At 39.5% G+C, this 20,474-nt stretch carries 19 protein-coding genes; 11 read left to right on the top strand and 8 right to left on the bottom strand.

Annotated features, from left to right (window positions below; genetic code table 11):
• From RF53_RS08855 to asd, 3 genes are all read left to right on the top strand, one after another.
• Window positions 1-4,089 carry a hypothetical protein gene (locus RF53_RS08855; protein WP_039037364.1) on the top strand — a complete coding sequence of 1,363 codons (4,089 nt, stop codon included), beginning with the start codon at window positions 1-3 and terminating at the stop codon, window positions 4,087-4,089.
• A 63-nt stretch (window positions 4,090-4,152) separates the two neighbouring features.
• A complete protein-coding gene (locus RF53_RS08850; protein WP_039037363.1) occupies window positions 4,153-6,852 on the top strand; it encodes a TonB-dependent receptor domain-containing protein in 2,700 nt (899 codons plus the stop codon).
• 203 nt (window positions 6,853-7,055) lie between these two features.
• Window positions 7,056-8,195, top strand: a complete 1,140-nt coding sequence (gene asd / locus RF53_RS08845; RefSeq protein WP_039037362.1) for an aspartate-semialdehyde dehydrogenase — start codon at window positions 7,056-7,058, stop codon at window positions 8,193-8,195.
• 125 nt (window positions 8,196-8,320) lie between these two features.
• On the opposite strand, the gene RF53_RS08840 is transcribed toward asd, so the two are convergent.
• Window positions 8,321-9,286, bottom strand: a complete 966-nt coding sequence (locus RF53_RS08840; protein WP_235420611.1) for a GGDEF domain-containing protein — start codon at window positions 9,284-9,286, stop codon at window positions 8,321-8,323.
• Between the two features lie 466 nt (window positions 9,287-9,752).
• Here RF53_RS08840 and RF53_RS08835 point away from each other — a divergent pair, with 466 nt between their 5' ends.
• Complete coding sequence (locus RF53_RS08835) at window positions 9,753-10,868, top strand: DUF748 domain-containing protein (protein WP_039037360.1); 1,116 nt, start codon at window positions 9,753-9,755, stop codon at window positions 10,866-10,868.
• Between the two features lie 52 nt (window positions 10,869-10,920).
• Here the strand turns inward: RF53_RS08835 and RF53_RS08830 are convergent, their stop codons facing one another.
• Window positions 10,921-11,724, bottom strand: coding sequence for an ion transporter (locus tag RF53_RS08830; protein ID WP_006793489.1), 804 nt, complete (start codon window positions 11,722-11,724; stop codon window positions 10,921-10,923).
• Window positions 11,725-11,825: 101 nt separating this feature from the next.
• Here RF53_RS08830 and RF53_RS08825 point away from each other — a divergent pair, with 101 nt between their 5' ends.
• From RF53_RS08825 to RF53_RS08805, 5 genes are all read left to right on the top strand, one after another.
• The gene (locus tag RF53_RS08825) at window positions 11,826-12,038 is read left to right on the top strand and encodes a hypothetical protein (protein ID WP_039037359.1); all 213 of its coding nucleotides are present in this window, start codon (window positions 11,826-11,828) and stop codon (window positions 12,036-12,038) included.
• A gap of 8 nt (window positions 12,039-12,046) precedes the next feature.
• Window positions 12,047-12,328: a hypothetical protein gene (locus tag RF53_RS08820; RefSeq protein WP_039037358.1), complete on the top strand. Its 282-nt coding sequence runs from the start codon at window positions 12,047-12,049 to the stop codon at window positions 12,326-12,328.
• A 68-nt stretch (window positions 12,329-12,396) separates the two neighbouring features.
• Window positions 12,397-12,588, top strand: coding sequence for a YwbE family protein (locus RF53_RS08815; RefSeq protein ID WP_006793492.1), 192 nt, complete (start codon window positions 12,397-12,399; stop codon window positions 12,586-12,588).
• Window positions 12,588-13,103, top strand: a complete 516-nt coding sequence (locus RF53_RS08810; RefSeq protein ID WP_039037357.1) for a DUF4240 domain-containing protein — start codon at window positions 12,588-12,590, stop codon at window positions 13,101-13,103. Before RF53_RS08815 ends, RF53_RS08810 begins: the two co-directional genes overlap by 1 nt.
• 226 nt (window positions 13,104-13,329) lie before the next feature.
• The gene (locus RF53_RS08805) at window positions 13,330-13,785 is read left to right on the top strand and encodes a hypothetical protein (RefSeq protein ID WP_039037356.1); all 456 of its coding nucleotides are present in this window, start codon (window positions 13,330-13,332) and stop codon (window positions 13,783-13,785) included.
• On the opposite strand, the gene RF53_RS08800 is transcribed toward RF53_RS08805, so the two are convergent.
• The 3 genes from RF53_RS08800 to RF53_RS08790 all read right to left on the bottom strand — a co-directional run bounded on the left by RF53_RS08800 (window position 13,780) and on the right by RF53_RS08790 (window position 15,946).
• A complete protein-coding gene (locus RF53_RS08800; protein ID WP_039037355.1) occupies window positions 13,780-15,042 on the bottom strand; it encodes a Y-family DNA polymerase in 1,263 nt (420 codons plus the stop codon). The two genes, RF53_RS08805 and RF53_RS08800, sit on opposite strands and share 6 nt — an antisense overlap.
• A complete protein-coding gene (gene umuD / locus RF53_RS08795; protein WP_010556176.1) occupies window positions 15,030-15,443 on the bottom strand; it encodes a translesion error-prone DNA polymerase V autoproteolytic subunit in 414 nt (137 codons plus the stop codon). The genes RF53_RS08800 and umuD overlap by 13 nt, the downstream gene beginning before the upstream one ends.
• A gap of 83 nt (window positions 15,444-15,526) precedes the next feature.
• Window positions 15,527-15,946, bottom strand: a complete 420-nt coding sequence (locus RF53_RS08790; protein WP_008131764.1) for a MarR family winged helix-turn-helix transcriptional regulator — start codon at window positions 15,944-15,946, stop codon at window positions 15,527-15,529.
• Window positions 15,947-16,068: 122 nt separating this feature from the next.
• Between RF53_RS08790 and RF53_RS08785 the strand changes: the two genes are divergently transcribed.
• Both RF53_RS08785 and RF53_RS08780 read left to right on the top strand, forming a co-directional pair.
• Window positions 16,069-16,812 (top strand): siderophore-interacting protein, encoded by a 744-nt coding sequence (locus RF53_RS08785; protein ID WP_039037354.1) that lies wholly within the window; start codon window positions 16,069-16,071, stop codon window positions 16,810-16,812.
• A 328-nt stretch (window positions 16,813-17,140) separates the two neighbouring features.
• The gene (locus RF53_RS08780) at window positions 17,141-18,133 is read left to right on the top strand and encodes a patatin-like phospholipase family protein (RefSeq protein WP_039037353.1); all 993 of its coding nucleotides are present in this window, start codon (window positions 17,141-17,143) and stop codon (window positions 18,131-18,133) included.
• 66 nt (window positions 18,134-18,199) lie between these two features.
• Here the strand turns inward: RF53_RS08780 and RF53_RS08775 are convergent, their stop codons facing one another.
• The 3 genes from RF53_RS08775 to RF53_RS08765 all read right to left on the bottom strand — a co-directional run bounded on the left by RF53_RS08775 (window position 18,200) and on the right by RF53_RS08765 (window position 20,430).
• Window positions 18,200-19,063 (bottom strand): DMT family transporter, encoded by an 864-nt coding sequence (locus RF53_RS08775; protein WP_039037352.1) that lies wholly within the window; start codon window positions 19,061-19,063, stop codon window positions 18,200-18,202.
• Window positions 19,064-19,213: 150 nt separating this feature from the next.
• Complete coding sequence (locus tag RF53_RS08770) at window positions 19,214-19,888, bottom strand: AraC family transcriptional regulator (RefSeq protein WP_327077538.1); 675 nt, start codon at window positions 19,886-19,888, stop codon at window positions 19,214-19,216.
• Between the two features lie 110 nt (window positions 19,889-19,998).
• Window positions 19,999-20,430: an Lrp/AsnC family transcriptional regulator gene (locus RF53_RS08765; protein ID WP_039037473.1), complete on the bottom strand. Its 432-nt coding sequence runs from the start codon at window positions 20,428-20,430 to the stop codon at window positions 19,999-20,001.
• Window positions 20,431-20,474: the final 44 nt, after the last annotated feature.

The raw sequence follows: 20,474 nt of genomic DNA, 5'->3' as shown, positions 1-20,474 counted from the left end.
ATGAAATTATCTGACTTATTCAAAGTTAGTTTGATTGCAACTGCAGTATCTTTAGCGGGTTGTGGTGGTGACTTAGTAGTATCTGAAGGCGACACAACAATTAACGAAGGCGATACAATAACAAACGTTGTTGAAGGCGGCTCAGACACAGGCGGTGAAACGTCATCTCGTGATGATTCACAAAACGGCACAACTGGTTTTCCTACCACAATTGATAACGCATTTGTTCAAGGTTTAGCCACAGACGTATCAAGCGAATTTCCGGAAATTACTGATAAGCCAGTGTATCGCCTAACAGCAGATACAACGTTCACTACCGATGCAACACTTACAAACGACGCGCATTGGATTGTAAATGGTCGTACAGCAGTAGGTAATGACCGTGCAGATAACGCAAAGCTTTATATTCAACAAGGCACAACAATTATTGGTGAATCTGGCGATGACTTTTTAGTCGTTCGTCGTGGTTCACAGCTTGAGTCGGTTGGTACGGTAAGCCAGCCAATTACTATGACCTCTATTCAAGATGTAACGGGTGGTGAAACAGCCATTGGTCAATGGGGTGGTTTAGTATTACTAGGTAATGCTCCTGCTAACTCATGTGGCGATCAACAAGGTGAAGCAACAGCCGACGAGCTAGCTAACTGTGGTGTATCTGCTGAAGGTGACGCAGGCCAGTTTGGTGGAGATGTTGCAGATGATAACTCAGGTACATTAAAGTACTTAATCGTTAAGCAAGCAGGTAAAACTCTGGGTAATGGCGATGAGCTAAACGGTATTTCGTTTGCCGGTGTGGGTTCTGCAACAACTGTTGATTACATTCAAGTACACGAAAACCTTGATGACGGTATCGAGTTTTTCGGTGGTACAGTTGATGTAAGCAATGTTGTATTAACCAGCATTGGTGATGATTCACTTGACTGGTCGTTCGGTTGGACAGGCTCTGCAACTAACGTATACATTCAACAAGCTGCAAACGTGGGCGATAATGCGATTGAAGCAGATAACTCTGAGTTTGATTCAAGTGCAACACCACTTACAATGCCAACCGTTTCAAACGTAACAATTGTAGGTGCTGAAGGTAACAACGGTATTCGTTTACGTGCAGGTACTGCGGGCGCATTAAGTAATGTATTCGTAACGGGTCCAGCTACTTATGAAAATTGTTTACGTGTGGGTTCAGACTCTGTACCACGCGCAGAAGACGGTTCATTAACTATCACTAATTCAGTTGTTGCATGTCAAACAACAGCTAACAACTTTGGTAGTGAAGCGATTAATGGCGGCGATGTTAAATCGTGGTTTGAAGCTCAAGACGGCAACCAAACGCTAACTCCAGCAGATTTAATGCTTGATGATAATGGTTACACACCACTGCCGGGTTCACCGCTTATTGCCAATGGGCAAATTGGTGCATTTAATGGTACAACTAACTGGATGGAAGGTTGGACAGTAGGTATTAATGGTGGCTTCCCAACAGATATTTCAAATGCGTTGGATCAAGGTTTAGCGACCAATGTATCAAGTGAATTTCCACAAATTACCGATAAGCCTGTTTACCGTTTAACACAAGATACAACATTTACAGCCGATGTAACGCTTACAAACGATGCACATTGGATTTTAAATGGCCGTACTGCGGTAGGTAACGATCGCGCTGATGCAACTACACTTTACGTTCAAGCGGGCACTACGCTTATTGGTGAAACTGGTGACGATTTCTTAGTTGTTCGCCGTGGTTCACAAATTAACGCTAATGGTAATGCAACAGCACCTATCACTATGACATCTATTCAAGATGTAACGGGTGGCGAAACAAATATTGGCCAATGGGGTGGTTTAGTATTACTAGGTAATGCTCCTGCTAACTCTTGTGGCGACCAACAAGGTGAGACTACTCCAGAAGAACTCGCTAACTGTGGTGTATCGGCAGAAGGTGATGCAGGTCAGTTTGGTGGTGATATCAACGATGATAACTCAGGTGTTCTTCGTTATATTGTTGTAAAACATGCTGGTAAAACACTGGGTAATGGCGATGAACTAAACGGTATTTCGTTTGCTGGTGTAGGTTCACAAACTAAGGTTGAATATATCCAGGTTCACCAAAACCTAGACGACGGTGTAGAGTTTTTTGGTGGTACAGTAAACGTACGTAACATTGTACTGACTGATATTGGCGATGACGCATTTGACTGGTCGTTTGGTTGGACAGGTCGTGCACAAAATATCTACATTCAACAAAGTGCTGTTGAGGGCGATAATGCCATTGAAGCTGATAACTCTGAATTTGATTCAAATGCAACGCCATTGACTAAGCCACTTATTTCTAACGTAACAATTGTAGGTGCAGATGGTACTAACGGTGTTCGTTTACGTGCAGGTACAGCGGGTGTGCTTCGTAATGTTGTTATTACTGGCCCAGATGGGTATTCAAACTGTTTACGTGTAGGTTCTGACTCGGTAGCTAATGCAGAATCGGGTGAGCTTTCTATTGAAAACTCAGTAGTAGCCTGTAATGAAGATAATAACTTCGGTAGCGAAGCAATTGCTGGTGGTAACGTTCAATCGTGGTTTGAAGGCCAAACAGGTAACCAAACACTCACGGCTGCAAACCTAAGCTTAGCAACTGATGGATATACACCTAAGTCAAGTTCACCTTTACTTGGTGCAGGTGTTGATACCTCTGGCCTTGATTCGTTCTTCACTAAAACCGATTACATTGGTGCGTTTGACGGTGATAATAACTGGATGGAAGGCTGGACCGTTGCTATTAAACCTAGCTTCCCAACTGATATCCAAAACGCATTAGAGCAAGGGCTAGCAACAGATGTGTCTGCAAGTTTCCCAGCTATTACCGATAAGCCTGTTTATCAGTTAAATTCAGATGTGGTATTCACAGCTGATGTAACACTAACAAATGATGCACATTGGATCTTAAAAGGACGTACAGCTGTTGGTAATGACCGCGCAGATAACACAACATTGTATGTTCAGTTTGGTACAACATTAATTGGTGAATCGGGTGATGACTTTTTAGTTGTTCGTCGTGGTTCAAAAATTGAGGCCGTAGGCACAGCAACTCAGCCTATCACCATGACATCTATTCAAGATGTAACGGGTGGCGAAACAACAATTGGCCAATGGGGCGGCTTAGTATTATTAGGTAATGCACCGGCTAACTCATGTGGCGACCAAGAAGGTGAAGCAACAGCTGATGAACTTGCAAACTGTGGTGTATCTGCTGAAGGTGATGCTGGCCAATTTGGTGGTAATGACCCAGAAGATAACTCAGGTACGTTAAAGTATGTTGCTGTAAAACAAGCGGGCAAAACGCTAGGTAATGGTGATGAACTTAATGGTATATCACTTGCTGGTGTAGGTAGCCAAACAGAGCTAGATTACATCCACGTTCATGAAAACTTAGATGACGGCGTAGAGTTTTTCGGTGGCACAGCAAACATCAGCCACTTAGTGCTTACAAATATTGGTGACGACTCTTTAGATTGGTCATTTGGTTGGACGGGTAAAGCGCAATACGTACTTATCAAACAATCAGGCTCTGAGGGCGATAACGCGATTGAAGCTGATAACTCTGAATTTGATTCAGATGCATCACCGCTTACTATGCCTACTATCTCTAATGTAACCATTATTGGTGACGCAGGCGTAAACGGTATTCGCTTACGTGCAGGTACTGCGGGCATACTTAAAAACGTAGTGGTAACGGGTGGCGCAGATTACGCAAACTGTTTACGTGTAGGTTCTGACTCAGCACCACGTGCCGAAGACGGTTCACTTACTATCACTCACTCAGTGGTTGCGTGTGAAACAGCTAACAACTTTGGAACTCAAGCAATTGGTGATGGCAATGTTGAGTCTTGGTTCTTAGGTCAAACTGGTAACTCAGTGCAAACAGCTGCAAGCCTTGCACTAGCGAGTAACGGTTACATGCCTTCAAGTGAATCATTACTACTCGGTGCAGGTTTTGATTCTTCTAGCCTAGATAGCTACTTTGATACAGTAGATTACATTGGTGCAATGGATGCGCAAACAGACTGGACAGCGGGTTGGGTAAAAGTAGGTCTTTAACCTTAAACGCTTTAGGCCGGGCGAAAGCCCGGCTAATGTCTTGTTTTGTTTCGGAGTATAAAAATGAATTCTTATAAACCCTCTAAACTTGCCTTATCAACATTAAATTGCGCCGTTTTGGCTGCACTATTTGGTTGGTCGGTAAATACTGCTGCTGCAGAAGCCGACATTCAAGAGCAAGAAATAGAAGAAGTGGTTGCAGTAGGGCAACGACTCAAAGGGAGCGCAGGTGCAGTACTGCAAGAACGCCAAAATCAGGCGTTTGTTGCTGATATTATGGGTGCCGACCAAATTTCACGCACCGGCGATGGTGATGCTGCATCGGCTCTTCGCCGTGTAACAGGCTTAACCTTAGTTGATGGTAAATTTATATATGTGCGTGGTTTAGGTGAGCGTTACTCAAGTACACAATTAAATAGCATGTATGTACCAAGCCCCGATCCTACTCGCTCGGTTGTGCCACTCGATTTATTTCCATCTGAAATAATCGAAAGCTTAAGTGTACAAAAATCATTTTCACCAGATATGCCTGCGCATTTTGGTGGTGGTAATGTAAACATTCGTACCAAGTCTATTCCGTCTGACTTTTTATTTAAAGTACAAGTAGGCTCATCGTATAACACGTCAAATAGTGATTCTGGCTACTTTTACGAAGGCGGTGATGATGATTGGATGGGCCGTGATGATGGCACACGTGCGCTATCTAATGTATTTACTACAGCACTTACCAGCGACGCAGGCCTTGAAGGCAATATTAATTCTACGCTTGAAGAGCGTAAAAACCTTATTCAATCGCTTGATTGGAATGTAGGCATTAGCAAGGAAGATGTTGACCCAGCTATGAGCTTTTCTGTTGCCGTGGGCGACAGACTAGAAAGCGAAATAGGTACCTTTGGTGTGCTTGCGGCTGTTTCTTATGACAACGAATGGGAAGTTGTTCAAGAACAAAGTGGTTCAAGCCTAGGTAGTTTGGGTTGTGAGAACAAATGTTTTGCACAATATTACGATGGTACATCGACTGAACAAAATGTTCGCTGGAGCGGAACGTTAAACCTTGGCTATGAGTTTAACTCAAACCATCGATTTGAGCTGACTAACATTGCGTTACACGATATGAGCGATCGGGTTCGTAATCGTAACTATTACGATGCCAATGAAACCGAAGAGGGTGTTACTGAGCTTCGCCGTGTTGATATTAGCTACGAAGAACGTGAAATGTTTTCTTCTCAGCTTAAAGGCACGCATAACTTTCCAGAGCTAAATAATTTATTCTTTGATTGGTATGGTGGCTTAAGTAGAGCTAATCGAAACGCACCAGGCGGTTTAGATGTTGTTTTTCAACAAAACTATAACGACGGTGTATTTGAGTCAGAGCAGCTTCAAGATGTTGCAGCAACTAATATTACGCGTGAATACCAGGTACTTCACGATGACGTAGAAACATTTGGTTGGAACATGGGGTTACCTTTTTATGGGGACGGCTACGAGCTCGAACTTAAAATTGGCGGTGACTTTTCAGAAAAAAAACGTGATGCAAGCAATGTTAAATTTGGAATAACGCACCGTGGTATAAGCGATGAGTTTACGTTTGGTAATAACATTAGCGATATTTTTGCTGATGCAAACACATCAAACGACGCGTTTTACACAAGTGCTACGGGTTCAGGTATTTTTGATGATGGTACAACTGACGGTGACAAATACAGTGCAGCGCATAAGTTAGATGCTTATTACTTTATGGCTGACTACTTTTTTGAAAATACATGGCGTATTACCGGCGGTGTTCGCTGGGAAGATTTCAAACAAGTATCGATTGGCTATCAGGCACATTCAAACTTATTCGAAAACACGCTTGAAGAAATTCAAGACGTTGTCATTAACGAAGATACTTTTTTTCCATCACTTGCTGTTACGTACATCATGGATGAAGAAATGCAGTTTCGCTTAAACGTGAGTGAAACCACTATTCGCCCAGACTTACGTGATGTAAGTACCTCGTTCTTTGTTGACCCGCTTACTGAATTTTTGGTTCGTGGTTCGCCTAGCTTACAAAGCTCTGAGCTAACGAATATTGATTTTAGGTTTGAGTGGTACATGCCAACAGGTAATAACCTGTCAGTTGCGTTGTTTTACAAGGACATAGAAAACCCAATTGAAATGGTTGAACTTGCAGGTGTAGGTGGTGCGTCTCCGCAATTACTTACGGCTAATGCGCAGTCGGGTAAGCTATCTGGTATAGAGGTAGATTTTTTAACTGACTTTGGTTTTATCAATAAGGATTGGTCGTCTGCATTTTTGTCGGGTAACGTAACGCTATCTGATTCGAGCGTCAATTTAGGTATAAATGACTCAGATAATGTCGATTCATTATTTGAAACACAACTTAAAGAAGCACTCGAAGCCGATACCGTTTCAAATATTGTTACTAACAACAAACGCCGTTTAGTAGGCCACTCTGAATGGGTTGCTAACTTACAAATGGGTTACGATTCAGATGACGGTTTTCATTCAACATCGGTTATTTACAATGTGTTTGGGCCGCGAATTATCGTCCCAGGTACGCGGGGGAATGAAGATGCTGAAGAAAAGTCATTTCACTCACTTGATTTAGTTTATTCTTACTTTCCTAACTTTAACTCTAAAGTTAATTTTAAAGTGAAGAATATTCTTGGCCAAGAAAAACAAATAGAGCAAGAAGGGTTAACCCTTTGGGGCCAAGAAACAGGCACCGAGTTTAGCTTAAGCTATAGTTATGAATTTTAATTTTAGCTTGCGTTAAACCTTGTACATTCGCGCTATAAGCCCTGTATTAAATACAGGGCTTTTTTTATACCTTAATTTCGCATGAAAAATTTTTAAGTTCTGTTTTATTAACTAGTTTTAGCCGTCTAGCAGTGTTAGTTTGTTAACTTGAAAATTGAATCTCACGCAATGAATTTAATTTTTAATGTATTAAGGCATCTTTTATGAACAAAACAGTGGATAAAACAATGAAAAAAGTAGGTTTGGTCGGTTGGCGTGGCATGGTTGGCTCTGTGTTATTAGAGCGTATGGAAAAGCAAAATGATTTTGCCAATATAGACACCACTTTTTTTACTACCTCACAAGCCGGACAACTTGGTCCTGATTTAGCGGGTGATGCAAAACCGCTACTTGATGCAAGCGATGTATCTGAACTTGCAAAAATGGATATTATTGTTACGTGTCAAGGGGGCGATTACACCAAAGCGGTTTACCCAAAGCTTCGTGAATCGGGGTGGGATGGTTACTGGATTGATGCTGCTTCTGCACTTCGTATGAGTGATGACAGCATTATTGTGCTTGACCCTGTAAATAAAGATGTCATTACTCAAGGTTTAGAGCAAGGCGTTAAAACCTTTGTTGGCGGTAACTGTACTGTGTCGTTAATGCTCCTAGCTTTAGGTGGTTTGTTTGAGAAAGACCTTATTGAATGGGTAAGCCCTATGACTTACCAAGCAGCCTCGGGTGCGGGTGCACGCAATATGAAAGAGCTGATTTCACAAATGGGCGCTATTCATTCAAGTGTTGCTCAGCAACTCGATAACCCAAGTTCAGCTATTTTAGAAATTGATAAAATAGTCAGTGAAAAAATGGCTTCAAGCGATTTACCACAAGATCAATTTGGCGTGCCATTAGCAGGTAGCTTGATCCCATGGATTGACGTGCCTATGCCAAGTGGACAATCAAAGGAAGAATGGAAAGCACAAGTTGAAGCTAACAAAATTTTAGGCTCTACCCAGCAGCCTGTACCTATTGATGGTTTATGTGTTCGTATTGGCGCAATGCGTTGTCATAGCCAAGCAATGACTATTAAATTACGCGAAGACATAAGCGTAGAGAAAATAGAAGAAATATTAGCATCGCACAACGAGTGGGTTAAAGTTATTCCTAACGAGCGTGACATTACAGCGACTGACTTAACACCGGTTAAAGTAACGGGCACATTAAGCATCCCTGTTGGGCGTATTCGTAAGCTTGCAATGGGGCCTAAATATATTAGTGCTTTCACAGTGGGCGATCAGCTTTTATGGGGTGCAGCAGAGCCACTTCGTCGTATGCTTCGCATTATTGTAGACGGTGAATAAATTTAATTCATGCCAGTGTATTAAAGCAATCTTTATTTTTAGACGCTGTTCAGAACTAAAATATATTTGCGCTAACACCTAATTAAGGAAGTTAGTAAAATGGGTTAGCTTACTGTTAACCCATTTTAGTTAATAGGTGTTGCATAAGCGACTTTATTCTTACCTTCGTGTTTTGCTACGTAAAGGGCTTTATCAGCTAGGTCTATTGCTTTATCTATAAGTGTGTTTGCACTTTTTATAATAACTACCCCAAAGCTAGCCGTTACTTCTATTTGTTGTGTATTATATTCAATAGGCCTACTGCAAAGTTGTGTACGTAGTGTTTCGGCAAATTGCTGTGTTTTTTGTTCTGAATCTCTGGCTATGAGTATTACAAATTCTTCTCCGCCTATACGAGCAAATATATCGTCTTTATTTAAACAGGCTCTTATGCGTTTAGTAGCTTGGATAAGCACTTCATCACCACCAGCATGTCCGTATTCATCATTTATGTTCTTAAACGAGTCTATATCCCAATATATTAGCGAAACGTGTTGTAGGCAGTTTAAGTGAGTTTGTAGTTTTTGTTCGCCAATTTCATAAAATCCACGTCTGTTTATACATTTAGTTAGCATATCGGTGGTGGCGAGTTTTTGCATTTCTTGGGCTAAGTCTGACGCCATTATAAAAATAATAAATACCGCCATACCAACATGTGCAGTAGGGACGGTAATAAAATTTATGAGTGTGTATAAATCTAGGTAAGTTTGATTTACTTGGCTGCCTTGCATAAGCGCTGTTGTGGCTGCAACAAATAAAAGTAAACCACATACGGTATAGGTAACAGCTGCGCCAATTTCAGCCGGAAGGGATTGCGGTTTATGTTTTATTATAACAATGGCACTTATAAACAGCAGCATTATATCGTAATATAAGTACAACGACATAGATAGTCCAACATGTAGATCGACTGCTTTAAAGTAGTAAACAGCAGCAAATGTTATAATGGCTAATGCGACTAAAAAGCGAATACTTATCGGACAGCGTGTACGTATACAATGCCCCCAAGTTCCTAGTAAAACAGACCCCATAGATAAGCTTATAGCTAACATCCAATAAGTAACCTCTGACTCAAAGTAGGGTCGTAATAATATTGTACTCCATTGACATGCCGAGCATATAAACGCGCCAGCCCAAAATAAAGCATATGATTTTTTACCTAATGTATACCATGCCATCAAAAATATAACGGACCAAATAATACTGGTAAGCAAAAGAGTAATTAAAATAAAGAAGATTGGGCTCATAGAATATTTGTTTTTGTTTGAGTTACTTTTTAATGTAGTAGAGGTTTCCTCATAATTCTAATAACTCCATGTATTTAACACGTTCCATTAGAAAATATTTAGTGCTAGTGCGTATCCACTTTCCATGAATTACTTTTTTGGAACAGCTTTTGCAATTTATATTGATTACATTGTTTTTAGCTCGGTTAAGCTGTTTTTTAGGTAGTTAGTTCTTTTACGTGTGTAACTTTTACTTATACCGAGTTACTAAGTTTTACCACAAGGACATAAAATGGCTTTTATTTTCAAACATACCCGAAATAAGTGGCTTTCTGTTGTAATAGCTACTGTTTTATTTTTAATTTTGCTAAGAGGTGCATTGCCTTATGCAGTGCAATATTACGTAAATCAGCAGCTTGAACAAACACAAGGGATCAAAGGGCATGTTGGCGATGTAGACTTATATTTATATCGCGGTGCTTACGCTATAGATAGCGTTAACATTTACGCTCTGGGAGCAACATCCGCTCCAAAACCATTATTAGCAGTGGATACACTTAATTTTTCACTTTCTTGGCCTGCGCTTTTAAAAGGAAATTTAGTAACTAACATGCAATTTACCCATCCTGAAATTGTTGTTTACGACAAAGCCCCTAATAAAATGGAGCAAAACAAACAAGTTAAAAACGAAACAACCTGGATTGGGCTTGCTAATAATTTAGTCCCTTTTTCAATTGATACATTAATTATTGATAACGGTAAGGTTTCATTAGTTAATGCCACCCGCGAGGGTGATAAACCTACCTATATCTCAAATATTAATGCAGAGATTAAAAACATAACCAATGCTCAAAACCTTACAAAAACCTTAGTGACTTCGTTAAACGTTGAAGGGGATTTAATGGGCGAAGCTGCATTGTCTCTTAAAGGGCAATTAGACCCATTTAGTGAAAAAGCAAACTTTGACTTTAATGTAGAGGTTCAACGTTTTTCGGTTAAACACCTAGAAACGGTTTTTAAAGTGTACACCCCGTTTGACATTGAAGCAGGAGGCATTGATGGGGCAATGGAGCTTGCTGCAAAAGACAATGTTTTAAACGGCTATGCAAAGGCCGGTGTTTATAACTTGAGTGTTTTTTCGTGGCGTGAAGATATAGAAAAAGACGACGACGGACTGTTCACTGCTATTTTTGAAGGCAGCATAGATATACTCAGCGAATTACTTGAAAATGATGAATCTGAGTTAGTTGCTGCGCGTATACCGATCGACGGCACATTAAACAACACCGATATATCTACGTTTCAGGCAGTGGTATCAGTATTAAAAAATGCGTTTTTAGAGGCGTTTAAAATGGAAGTGGACGACGTCATCTCGTTTGAAACAGTAGAAAATACATCAGATGAGTAACAGGCTATTTGAGTTTTAAGCCCCACAAACATATTTTGTGAGGCTTAAACTGTTACTTTTTACTCAGCAATGTTTTTAACTCTGCTATTTGCGCTTGTAATTCGTTAACTTGTCCTTGTGTTGCAGGAAGCGAGTCGTTATCGGCCTGTTCTTCTCGTGCATTTCGGTGTTCTTCACCCATTACTTCTAAAATTGCGCCAACCATCATATTTAAAAATACAAAGGCGGTTAAAAATATAAAGGTCAGGTAGTAAATCCAGCTTAGCTCATACACCGCCATTGTTTCGTACATTATGTCGGTCCAATCTTCAAAGGTCGCTATTCTAAATAGCGTTAGCATTGAAATAGACACATCTTGCCAAAGCACGGGGTTAATGTCAGCAAACATCATACTGCCCATAGCGGCGTAAATATAAAAAATAACAAACATAAGCAGAGCTATGTAGCCCATTTGAGGGATTGCTTTAAGCAAGGAGTTAACGAGTAGTCTAAGTTCAGGAATCATCGACACTAACCTGAGCACTCTAAATATACGTAGTAAACGCGCTATTAGCATTGTAGAGCCCGCAGCGGGGTATAAACTACCCAATACAATAATGGTGTCGAATATATTCCAGCCCTTTGAAAAGAAGTCTTTTATGCCTTTGCTTGCAACAAAGCGAATAATCAGCTCAATTAAAAAGAATGCGGTTATGCCAATATCCATCCAGTTAAGTGCAAGCTCAACCGTAGGATGAAGACTATAGGTATGAGCGCCTACAGTAAGGGCAGAAACAATAATGACAGCTATAACAAATGATTGAAATATCTTGCTTTTGTCTATACGCTGAAACAAAGCTTGTAACTGCGACATCATAATAAGTGGTCCTGTAAATACGAAGATTTTTATGGCGCTAATATACAATATATTCGGCACAATTTAACGTCTTTTTAAACGCAATAGTGTAAGGAAATTTAATGGTTATTAATAAATTAAAAGTGTGTGCTGCATTTATAATCGGATTACCTATCTTAGCCGGGTGTAGTTCTGACGCACGCTTTGAACAATTGCAATCAGCCCGCCTTAACGAATGTAATTACAAAGCCGATAAAGAATATTATGAGTGCCTTAAAGAGCAAGACTCAAATTACGAAGAATTTAAAAAACAACAAGCAGAAAAAAGTAAATAATCCTCCTCATGACTAAAACACAAAAACAACGAGACAAACAAATACGCGCAGCGCTGATTAATGCCTGTGAGTCTATAAAAGACTCAGTGACCGATTTTGCATACCTTACTCACACTGTCGATTTAAATAACGAAGCTAACACCTTAAAAGTTAACTGCTATTTTGAAGATACTATAGCGCTTAATAACGCTGACTCTGAGATTGAACACCTTAAATCTATAATTATTACTCAACTAACGGGTATTAAATTGACGATAAAACCGTCACATATCGTGTTTTTTGCCAATTAAAATGGGTTTTGTTGGTTTGCCTGCAGTTGGGCGTTATAATTAAAAAAATTATATTTAGGGTTTAAATAATGGCTGTTCCTTCTCGTTCGCAAATATCACCAGGCACTGTAGTTAATATTGTTTTAAAAGAAGATCAAAGAAGTGGTACATTAACGGAAGGCGTGGTAGAGCGTTTATTAACTAAATCACCAAACCACCCGCATGGTATTAAAGTGAGATTAGAAGATGGCCAAGTTGGCCGAGTAAAAGAGATTTTATAATGGCAGCGTTATCAGAGCAGGCTTTTTGGGAATTAGTGACTACACCCGACTTAGGCCTTGATCCGCAAAGTGTAAGCGACCACCTTAAAGCAAATCTAAGCAATTTAGACGATCAGCAACTTATTGCATTTGATAAGTTTTTTGGCATAAATATGCGTAAATGTTTTACATGGGATTTATTTGGCGCTGCATTTGTTATGGCAGGCTGCAATGACGAATATGGTTTTAGTGAGTTTAGATGTTGGCTTATTTCACGCGGTAAAACAGTGTTTGATAACGCGCTCGTTAATGCCGACTCCATTGCATTATGTACACCTGTTTATCACTTAAATGAACAGCCTTACCCATACATTGACGAGTATGACCTCATCGCCGGCTTATTATATGAAGAGCGCAACGAGGATGAATTACCCTTCGTGCCATCAGGCGATCAACCCGCAGGAAAACGCTTTAAAGACAAAGCAAAATTTTTAAAACAAGCCTACCCACAATTATTCTCAAAATATTGGCAGTAAATCTTATAGTAATGCGCTTATTTAGCGCATTATTTTAAATCGTTTTATTGTTCGATAACGTATCTCAAAATGTGATAAATAATTACATGCCTTAATTTAGTTTTTTCTTTTTATATAGCCTTGTCTTCTAGTAGTAAATCTCTGTTATATTTAGCTATGTAATAAAGTTAAGCCATTTAGTATACGAACTAAAAAAATAATTAACGCATAAGGATACGTTTACTTAATGAAACACATCAAATTGACTTTATTCATGTTTGTTTTTGTCAGCGTCCACGTAGCCGCTGAGCCAAGCAATAAGGCACGCTTTATACCCCTTTTAAAATCAAAACTTGGTACATATAAGGTGGTTTCTGCTAATTCAGGGTTATGCGTAAACAGTGACTTGAGTTTAATTAATGCAAGTAACCCAAGTGAGGGGTTTAAGCTGGGTGAACAAATTGTGTTTGGCTCATTACATAACGGAACTCAAACTATACAAAAGCCAAACTTTTGCTTTATTACTAGTTCGTTAAAATATAAAAGTGATGGGCTTGATAATGGTTTACGAATGAGCCGTTGTGAGGATCCTGTAAACGAAAAAACAATTCGACAAAGCATTCGTTTTTTACCTAACGACATGCTTATTTATACATTAAGCTCACCAAGTGTTCAGTGTAAGTTTGAATTAAAGCGTCTATAAATCGCATTTTATTTTTGGTATATCTCGCCAGCGGGTTGTGTACTGAGGCGATAAAAAATCTCTGTTCATATGCCAGCGATCGTTTAATTTACTACTTGCTAAGCCCAACATACCCTTGCCGTATCGGGTATTAATAGCATCTAAACAGCCCATTAACTTTGGGTTATCTTGTTGTGGTGAAAATAAGTCATTTTGCTGAAATTGCTCAGCGGTGAGTTCTAGTGCACCTACACCACATTTATAAAACCGCACGCCAGGTTGGTAAATTTTTTCAAACACCTCAGACACCGCATTGGCCATAACGCAAGTATCGTTTGTTGGCATGCTAAACTGATACATATAAGACTTTTTATAAAATACATCTTCATGAGATGAGCTAGATGCAAAAATATATAATTGCTTTGTTAGCGACTTTTGGGCTCTTAGTTTTTTGCCCACAATAGTGACATGGTTAATTAAAGCAGTTTTAAGAGCGGTTGGTTCATAAATACGCTCTCCAAAGCTGCGAGTTGAGTAAATTTCGCGTTTATCTTGGCGTACATCATCCCAGTTTAAACATACTAAGCCATTAAGCTCGCTTACTGTGCGCTCTACCACCACACTAAAAGCGCGGCGCATAGTTTTTGGGTTTTGTTGTGCAAGCTGCCATGCGGTATTTATGTTCATTATTTTTAGCTTTTTAGCTAAGCGCTTGCCAATTCCCCATACATCTTGGCAGTCCATGCGCTGTAAAATAGCTCGCCGGCTTGCTTCGTCATATATGACAGCAACACCGTCAAAGCCTGTTAATTTTTTAGCTGCATGATTTGCCGCTTTTGCAAGTGTAGGCGTTGGCCCAAACCCCACGCCAACGGGGAGTTTTGTTTCTCGCCATACGGTTCGTCTAATAAGGTGCCCGTAAGTATGCCAATCTTTTACAACGTTTTCGTAGCCGCTAAAGTGCAAAAACGATTCATCAATACTGTAAATATGCTGGGTATCACAAAAGCGGCCAATCACACTCATCATTCGGTCGCTTAAATTAGCGTATAGTTCATAGTTACTAGAGCGTACAACCACATTGTTTTGTTCTAGTAACTGCTTAACTTTAAAATAAGGGCCAAATTTAGGAATATTTAAACGTCGCGCAATAGGGCATACCGCACATACGCAGCCGTCGTTATTAGTGAGCACAACCACAGGTTTTGAACGAATGGCGGGATCAAATACTTTCTCGGCGCTGGCATAAAACGCCACGGCATCGACTAAGGCATACATGAAAGTAACTCAGGGCTTTGGCGATGCATACGAATTGACAAACTGACTACGCCTTCAAGCTGAAATTCATCGCTAGGCGTAATATTAACGGGTTGATATAAAGGCGAAGCCGATAGTAATCGAGCGTTTGTTTTATCAAGTAGCTTACACACAAATAAGCCATTTAAATTAGCCACAATTACATCGCCATCTTTAGCGTGCTCTGCTCGGTCTACTACGAGTAAATCACCCTCAAAAATCCCTACTTCTTGCATAGAGCTACCCGACGCAATACCAATAAAAGTGGCATCAGGGTGCTTTATTAATAGCTCATCAAGGGAAACGCCAAGCTCAGTGTATTGTGCGGCAGGAGATTCAAACCCGCAAATACCCGCTTCTATATAAATAGGAATAACAAACATAAATAAACAACCAAAACACATGTACTGTATAAGTGTACAGTATATGTGTTTTGTTTAACTTATGCCAAGTAATGAAGTAAAGATCATTGCATATTTTTGATCATTTGCTGAGCCGTGTTTAAAAAGTCATTGATTTGATTGGGGTTTAACGTTTTACACATTTGATCGTTTACATGTTTTTCAGCGGCCAGTAATTTTTCAAAAAGCACGGCACCCTGATCTGTAAACGTTAAAATAAAACAGCGCTTATCGTGTTCGCTGGCACACTTATTTATAAGCTTTAAAGCTATAAGTTCTTTTACAAGCCGCGCTATTTGAGCCTTATCTCGTTGGGTTTTATTCACAATGTCGTTTGCTGTGCACTGCGAGGTACTTGCAATAATATGTAAGCAACGTACATGCATTGCATTTAAACCGAGCTCGCTGGCATTAATGGCTTCGCGTATGGTTACCCGGTAGTTTTGCATTAACATAAATAGCGTATTGGCTAAAGAGGTGTTCATAATACATTCCAAATGGTTGACAAAGTCAATTAAATCTATATAGTTGATTTTATCAACCAATGGGGCGTTGTGCAATGTCTGCTTTATAAAGCAGTGATTTTTAATCAATGAGGTTAATTTATATGGCAAAAAAAGTACGCAAAGCAACAGTATTAAGCACACAGCAAATAACCCCGCATTTACAACGTATAGTTTTAGGCTCTGAAGAGTTTACAGATTTAACTTCTGATCACATTGGTAGTTATGTAAAAGTGCTTATTCCAAAAAACGGTGTGGCCGACTTCAATTTAAAAACAGCGTGTATGCGTTCGTACACAATACAAAATGTAAATAAAAGTAATGGTGCAATTACGCTCGATTTTGTTATTAATATGCACCAAGGCCCTGCAACTAACTGGGCTAAAGCCGCTAAAGTAGGTGATGAACTGGCTATTGCAGGCCCCGGTCCTAAAAAGCTAGATAATTTTACCCACCCTCATTATATATTGATGGGCGATTTGACCTCAGTAAACGCTATAAAAGGCTACATTAAGCAATTGCCAATAAACGCCAAAATTGACGCGTTTATTCACGCCCCAACTGATGCGGATATAATCAGCTTAGATTCAACGCGCCAGGTCACTTGGTTAATAACTACAACGCCAGAGGTTGAGATGGCTAATGCATTAACCACACTACAGCATTATGAACAGCCACCTATTGTATTTATGGCACTTGAAGCTGGGCTAGTGCGTGAGCTTAAAGCAGCATTAACTAACACGCATTCAATACCAAGGTGCAACATAGTGGCATCAGGTTACTGGAAAAAAGGCTTAAATTCAGAAAACTACAAGTTAGAGCGCCAAGCTAATAAACAAACGGCTTAATTCTTTGTAGCTAAGTAAAATAGGTTACTTAGCTATTTAATACACTCGACAATACTCATTTTTATTTTAGTTAAGCAAGCGTACACCTAAGGCTTGTTAAAGTAGTGGCATCAATCAGTAATTTACAATTTAAATTAATTGATGTGATGCCTAAATATTTAAAATCAGAAAAACGCATTAGTCATTATTAGTTAAGTGTACTAATGGATAGTTTTTCGTTCTATTTTATCAATCAAGCTGATTTAAACAATCAATTTTAAGGCATTACTTTAATTCTATAAGATGTATTTATTGAAACAAACATTATTAAATTAAAGGCAGGTACACCGTGAACTCTCTAAACAGCGCAACAGCTTCTTCAGTAACTAAAATAGCACAGCCTAAGGTTGCGTTAATTGCTGAAGGTGGCGGGCAGCGAGGGATTTTCACCGCAGGTGTACTTGATGCGTGGTTAGAACAAAACTACGACCCATTTGATTTATTTATTGGTACGTCGGCAGGATCACAAAACTTAACAAGCTATTTAGCTCGTCAAAAAGGTTACGCTAAACGCCTGATTAGAGGGCTGTCTCGTAATAAACGTTTTTTTCAGCTAGGTCGTGGCCTAATGGGAAAACACATTGTTGATTTAGACTGGTACTTTGATAAAACAAAAGAAGTAAATAGAGCGATTGACTTTAAAACAGCTAAAACGTCTTTAGGTGAACGTGAGTTACTTATTACTGCTACAAATGCAAGAGACAGAAAAGCGTATTACTTATCGCCAACGGGTGAAGAGCACCAATGGAGAGAGCTATTAAAAGCGTCAAGTGCTTTACCATTTTTATACAAACAAGGTGTTAAATTAACGCCTTGGTTAAATGCGCAAGCGGCTAACGAAACCGCGCAAATAAACAAAGCCCAAGAAGATTTTTTTCTTGATGGTGGGCTAGCAGCACCATTACCAGTACGCGAAGCGTATAACCGTGGGGCACGTAAAATTGTGGTTATTAGAACGGTAGATGCTGATTTTCAAGCGCAATCTGCATGGGTTCAAAAGCTTAGATCGCTTGCTACAGCTGCCGGTTACTGCCCAAAAACACTCGACTACCTAATTCAGCACGAACAAGCTTACTTAGACGAACTAAACTTTATGGCAAACCCGCCAAGTGATGTAGAAATTATACAAATTTTTGCAGACGAAACACTGCACAGCAAATTATTAGGCAGTACAAACGACGATCTACGTAAAGATCACAAACTTGGTGTAAAAGCAGGCCGAGAATACTTAAAAAGCCAAAATGCACGTATTGTAGATTATGCACACAGCTACGCCATGTAGCTGTGATTAAGGCTTAAACTTAAATTACCACTTAAGTTTAAGCCTTAGTAAAGTGCCTTGGCAAAATTAAAGCGATGCTTTTTTTAGATTTATCGATGGCTTTTTATTGCTAATTGCCGCGCCTAATAAAATAAGTGCTAAAGCAATAAATACTGACCAGCTAAAGGGAGCCTGCGAGGCGAGTATTAAAATAAAAGTAGAAAGCACCGGCGTTAAAAAACTTAACGAGGCTAATAGAGAGCGGTTACCAAATTTTAAACCATGATCCCATAAATAAAATGCACCTCCCACTGGGCCTAATCCTAATAAAATAGCGCCTAGCCATTGTGAAACAGACAAACTAGTAACGGTTGTTTCAAAATAAAAATGTGCACAAAGGGCAAGCACAGCCACAATAAGTGAAAGCCAGCCTATGTCATCTACATGGCTATTAAATTGCGACATTAAATAAGAATAACTAGACCACAATACTGCGCAGCAACCTGCAAAAAAATACCCTAAGTAATACTCACTATTGATAGATAACCCACTGCCATCGGTAATTAAACTAAGCGTGCCTAAAAATCCCAGTAACCCGCCCAATATTGCTTTAAATTTAGACCCAGGGCTAGCCACAAATACACCCAGTATTAATGGCCAAAGATACACTATTAAACTTACCTCAATTAAAGGACCGTATTTTAAAGCCATAAAATAACAAAAGTGAAAACCAAATAAGCCGGTAACACCTATTACAATTTGTTTTTTAGAAAGCTTTGGAGGGGTCAATAATGGCTGTTTTGTAGCGAAACGTTTTACTAATAAAATAATAAAAGAAAGTGCAAAGCACATAAAAAGTAACTGAAAAGCAGGGAGCGCTTTGGTTAAATTACCCAGTAAAGCTAAAAGCCCCCACGAAAATATTGCTAAAAAACCTATGTGTGTTGCCATTAATTACACTCCGTAAATACTATGTACTGAGTGTATCAATATAGGTTTATAAAAATGTGCTAAAAAGACGGTGTTATTGTTTGCTCTGACGCTATTTAACCTACTCTCTGCTTGAGCTTTATTTATTATCTCGTGTGTAGGTTATCTAAATTACTGCTTTGCAAATGCTTTAGGTGGCTGTCCAAAGTATAAATTAAACCGGCGGCTAAACGCAGAGGCATCGCTATAACCAATGCGCTCGCCTACTAAAGCAATCGGTAAGTCTGAATGGGTTAAAAGGGCGCGAGCGTGCTGCATTCGCAACATAGTTAAATATTGCAGCGCACTCATAGTGGTACTTTTTTTAAACACGGTTTTAAATTGCGTAACGCTTAAACAGGCTATATCAGCCAGCTCTTTTAACGTGTAGGGGTAGGCTAAATTTTGCTTAACAGTGGTTATTACATTATCTATTCGCTTATCAATATTACTGTGGCTGCTTTGCTCACAAAGTAATAAGTAAAATAAATCAAAAGTTGAATTAGTAAGCTTTTCGTCGTTAACAACGAGCAGTTGCTGCTCTATAAACTGTAAGTAACTTAATAAACGGCTATCTATTGGGATTTTAGGGCATAAAAGGTTAATAAGGTTATCAGGAAGCGCGTCTAAATCTGCCACAATAAAACGCGCGGCTTCATCGGCTGTAAAAGCATGCACTACGTTTTTCTCTATAACGATACAACTGCCCGTACTCACCGTTGTTTTAAAGTCATTATTTAACGTTATGAAAATTTCACCGTGTAAGGGTAAAACAAGTTGATGGTAATTATGCTGGTGGCACTTTATATCTTGCGAATAATACCGAATAGAAAGCTTATTCGTTGCCTACTCCATTACCTAATAAATAAACCGAGTATTGCCTAAAATACTTAAGTAAAACATGGCGTTAATAAAACCTAAGTAGATGATAATAATATACTGGTTTCGCTATTTAAAATGCCTTCTATTTCGCGCACTTGCCTGAGTACGCCATCAAACTCACCTAAATTTGCCGCCTGTATTTCTGCTACTAAATCCCAAGCGCCGTTAGTGGTATGCAATTTAGTGAGCTCTGGTATGCCCCGCAGAGTTTTAATTACCTGCGATGTAGATTTACCCACCACTTCCACCATCATTATTGCTCTTATAGCTTCGGTTTCTATGTGTTCGTGTACACGCACCGTAAAGCCTAATATAGCGCCCGATGAAACTAAACGGTCTAAACGATTTTGTACTGTACCGCGCGACACCTTTAAAACATCGGCTAGGGCTGAAATAGAAGCACGCCCATCTTTTCTTAATTCGGCTATTAAGGCGTTATCTAATGAGTCGTAAATGTATGGGATCATTCGCTTACCTCTAATTAATTTCATACAAAATACTAAAATTTTAC

It is taken from the genome of Pseudoalteromonas sp. ECSMB14103 (genome assembly GCF_000813065.1).
GTDB lineage: Bacteria > Pseudomonadota > Gammaproteobacteria > Enterobacterales > Alteromonadaceae > Pseudoalteromonas > Pseudoalteromonas marina.
Note: the sequence above shows the minus strand (reverse complement) of the source record. Positions and strands in the feature narration are given on the sequence as shown.

Excerpts from the sequence above, each read along its gene's own strand:
- RF53_RS08855 (WP_039037364.1), top strand. The coding sequence starts at position 1 with ATGAAATTATCTGACTTATTCAAAGTTAGTTTGATTGCAACTGCAGTA.
- RF53_RS08850 (WP_039037363.1), top strand. The coding sequence starts at position 4,153 with ATGAATTCTTATAAACCCTCTAAACTTGCCTTATCAACATTAAATTGC.
- asd (WP_039037362.1), top strand. The coding sequence starts at position 7,056 with ATGAACAAAACAGTGGATAAAACAATGAAAAAAGTAGGTTTGGTCGGT.
- RF53_RS08840 (WP_235420611.1), bottom strand. The coding sequence starts at position 9,286 with ATGTTAGCTATAAGCTTATCTATGGGGTCTGTTTTACTAGGAACTTGG.
- RF53_RS08835 (WP_039037360.1), top strand. The coding sequence starts at position 9,753 with ATGGCTTTTATTTTCAAACATACCCGAAATAAGTGGCTTTCTGTTGTA.
- RF53_RS08830 (WP_006793489.1), bottom strand. The coding sequence starts at position 11,724 with ATGATGTCGCAGTTACAAGCTTTGTTTCAGCGTATAGACAAAAGCAAG.
- RF53_RS08825 (WP_039037359.1), top strand. The coding sequence starts at position 11,826 with ATGGTTATTAATAAATTAAAAGTGTGTGCTGCATTTATAATCGGATTA.
- RF53_RS08820 (WP_039037358.1), top strand. The coding sequence starts at position 12,047 with ATGACTAAAACACAAAAACAACGAGACAAACAAATACGCGCAGCGCTG.
- RF53_RS08815 (WP_006793492.1), top strand. The coding sequence starts at position 12,397 with ATGGCTGTTCCTTCTCGTTCGCAAATATCACCAGGCACTGTAGTTAAT.
- RF53_RS08810 (WP_039037357.1), top strand. The coding sequence starts at position 12,588 with ATGGCAGCGTTATCAGAGCAGGCTTTTTGGGAATTAGTGACTACACCC.
- RF53_RS08805 (WP_039037356.1), top strand. The coding sequence starts at position 13,330 with ATGAAACACATCAAATTGACTTTATTCATGTTTGTTTTTGTCAGCGTC.
- RF53_RS08800 (WP_039037355.1), bottom strand. The coding sequence starts at position 15,042 with ATGTATGCCTTAGTCGATGCCGTGGCGTTTTATGCCAGCGCCGAGAAA.
- umuD (WP_010556176.1), bottom strand. The coding sequence starts at position 15,443 with ATGTTTGTTATTCCTATTTATATAGAAGCGGGTATTTGCGGGTTTGAA.
- RF53_RS08790 (WP_008131764.1), bottom strand. The coding sequence starts at position 15,946 with ATGAACACCTCTTTAGCCAATACGCTATTTATGTTAATGCAAAACTAC.
- RF53_RS08785 (WP_039037354.1), top strand. The coding sequence starts at position 16,069 with ATGGCAAAAAAAGTACGCAAAGCAACAGTATTAAGCACACAGCAAATA.
- RF53_RS08775 (WP_039037352.1), bottom strand. The coding sequence starts at position 19,063 with ATGGCAACACACATAGGTTTTTTAGCAATATTTTCGTGGGGGCTTTTA.
- RF53_RS08765 (WP_039037473.1), bottom strand. The coding sequence starts at position 20,430 with ATGATCCCATACATTTACGACTCATTAGATAACGCCTTAATAGCCGAA.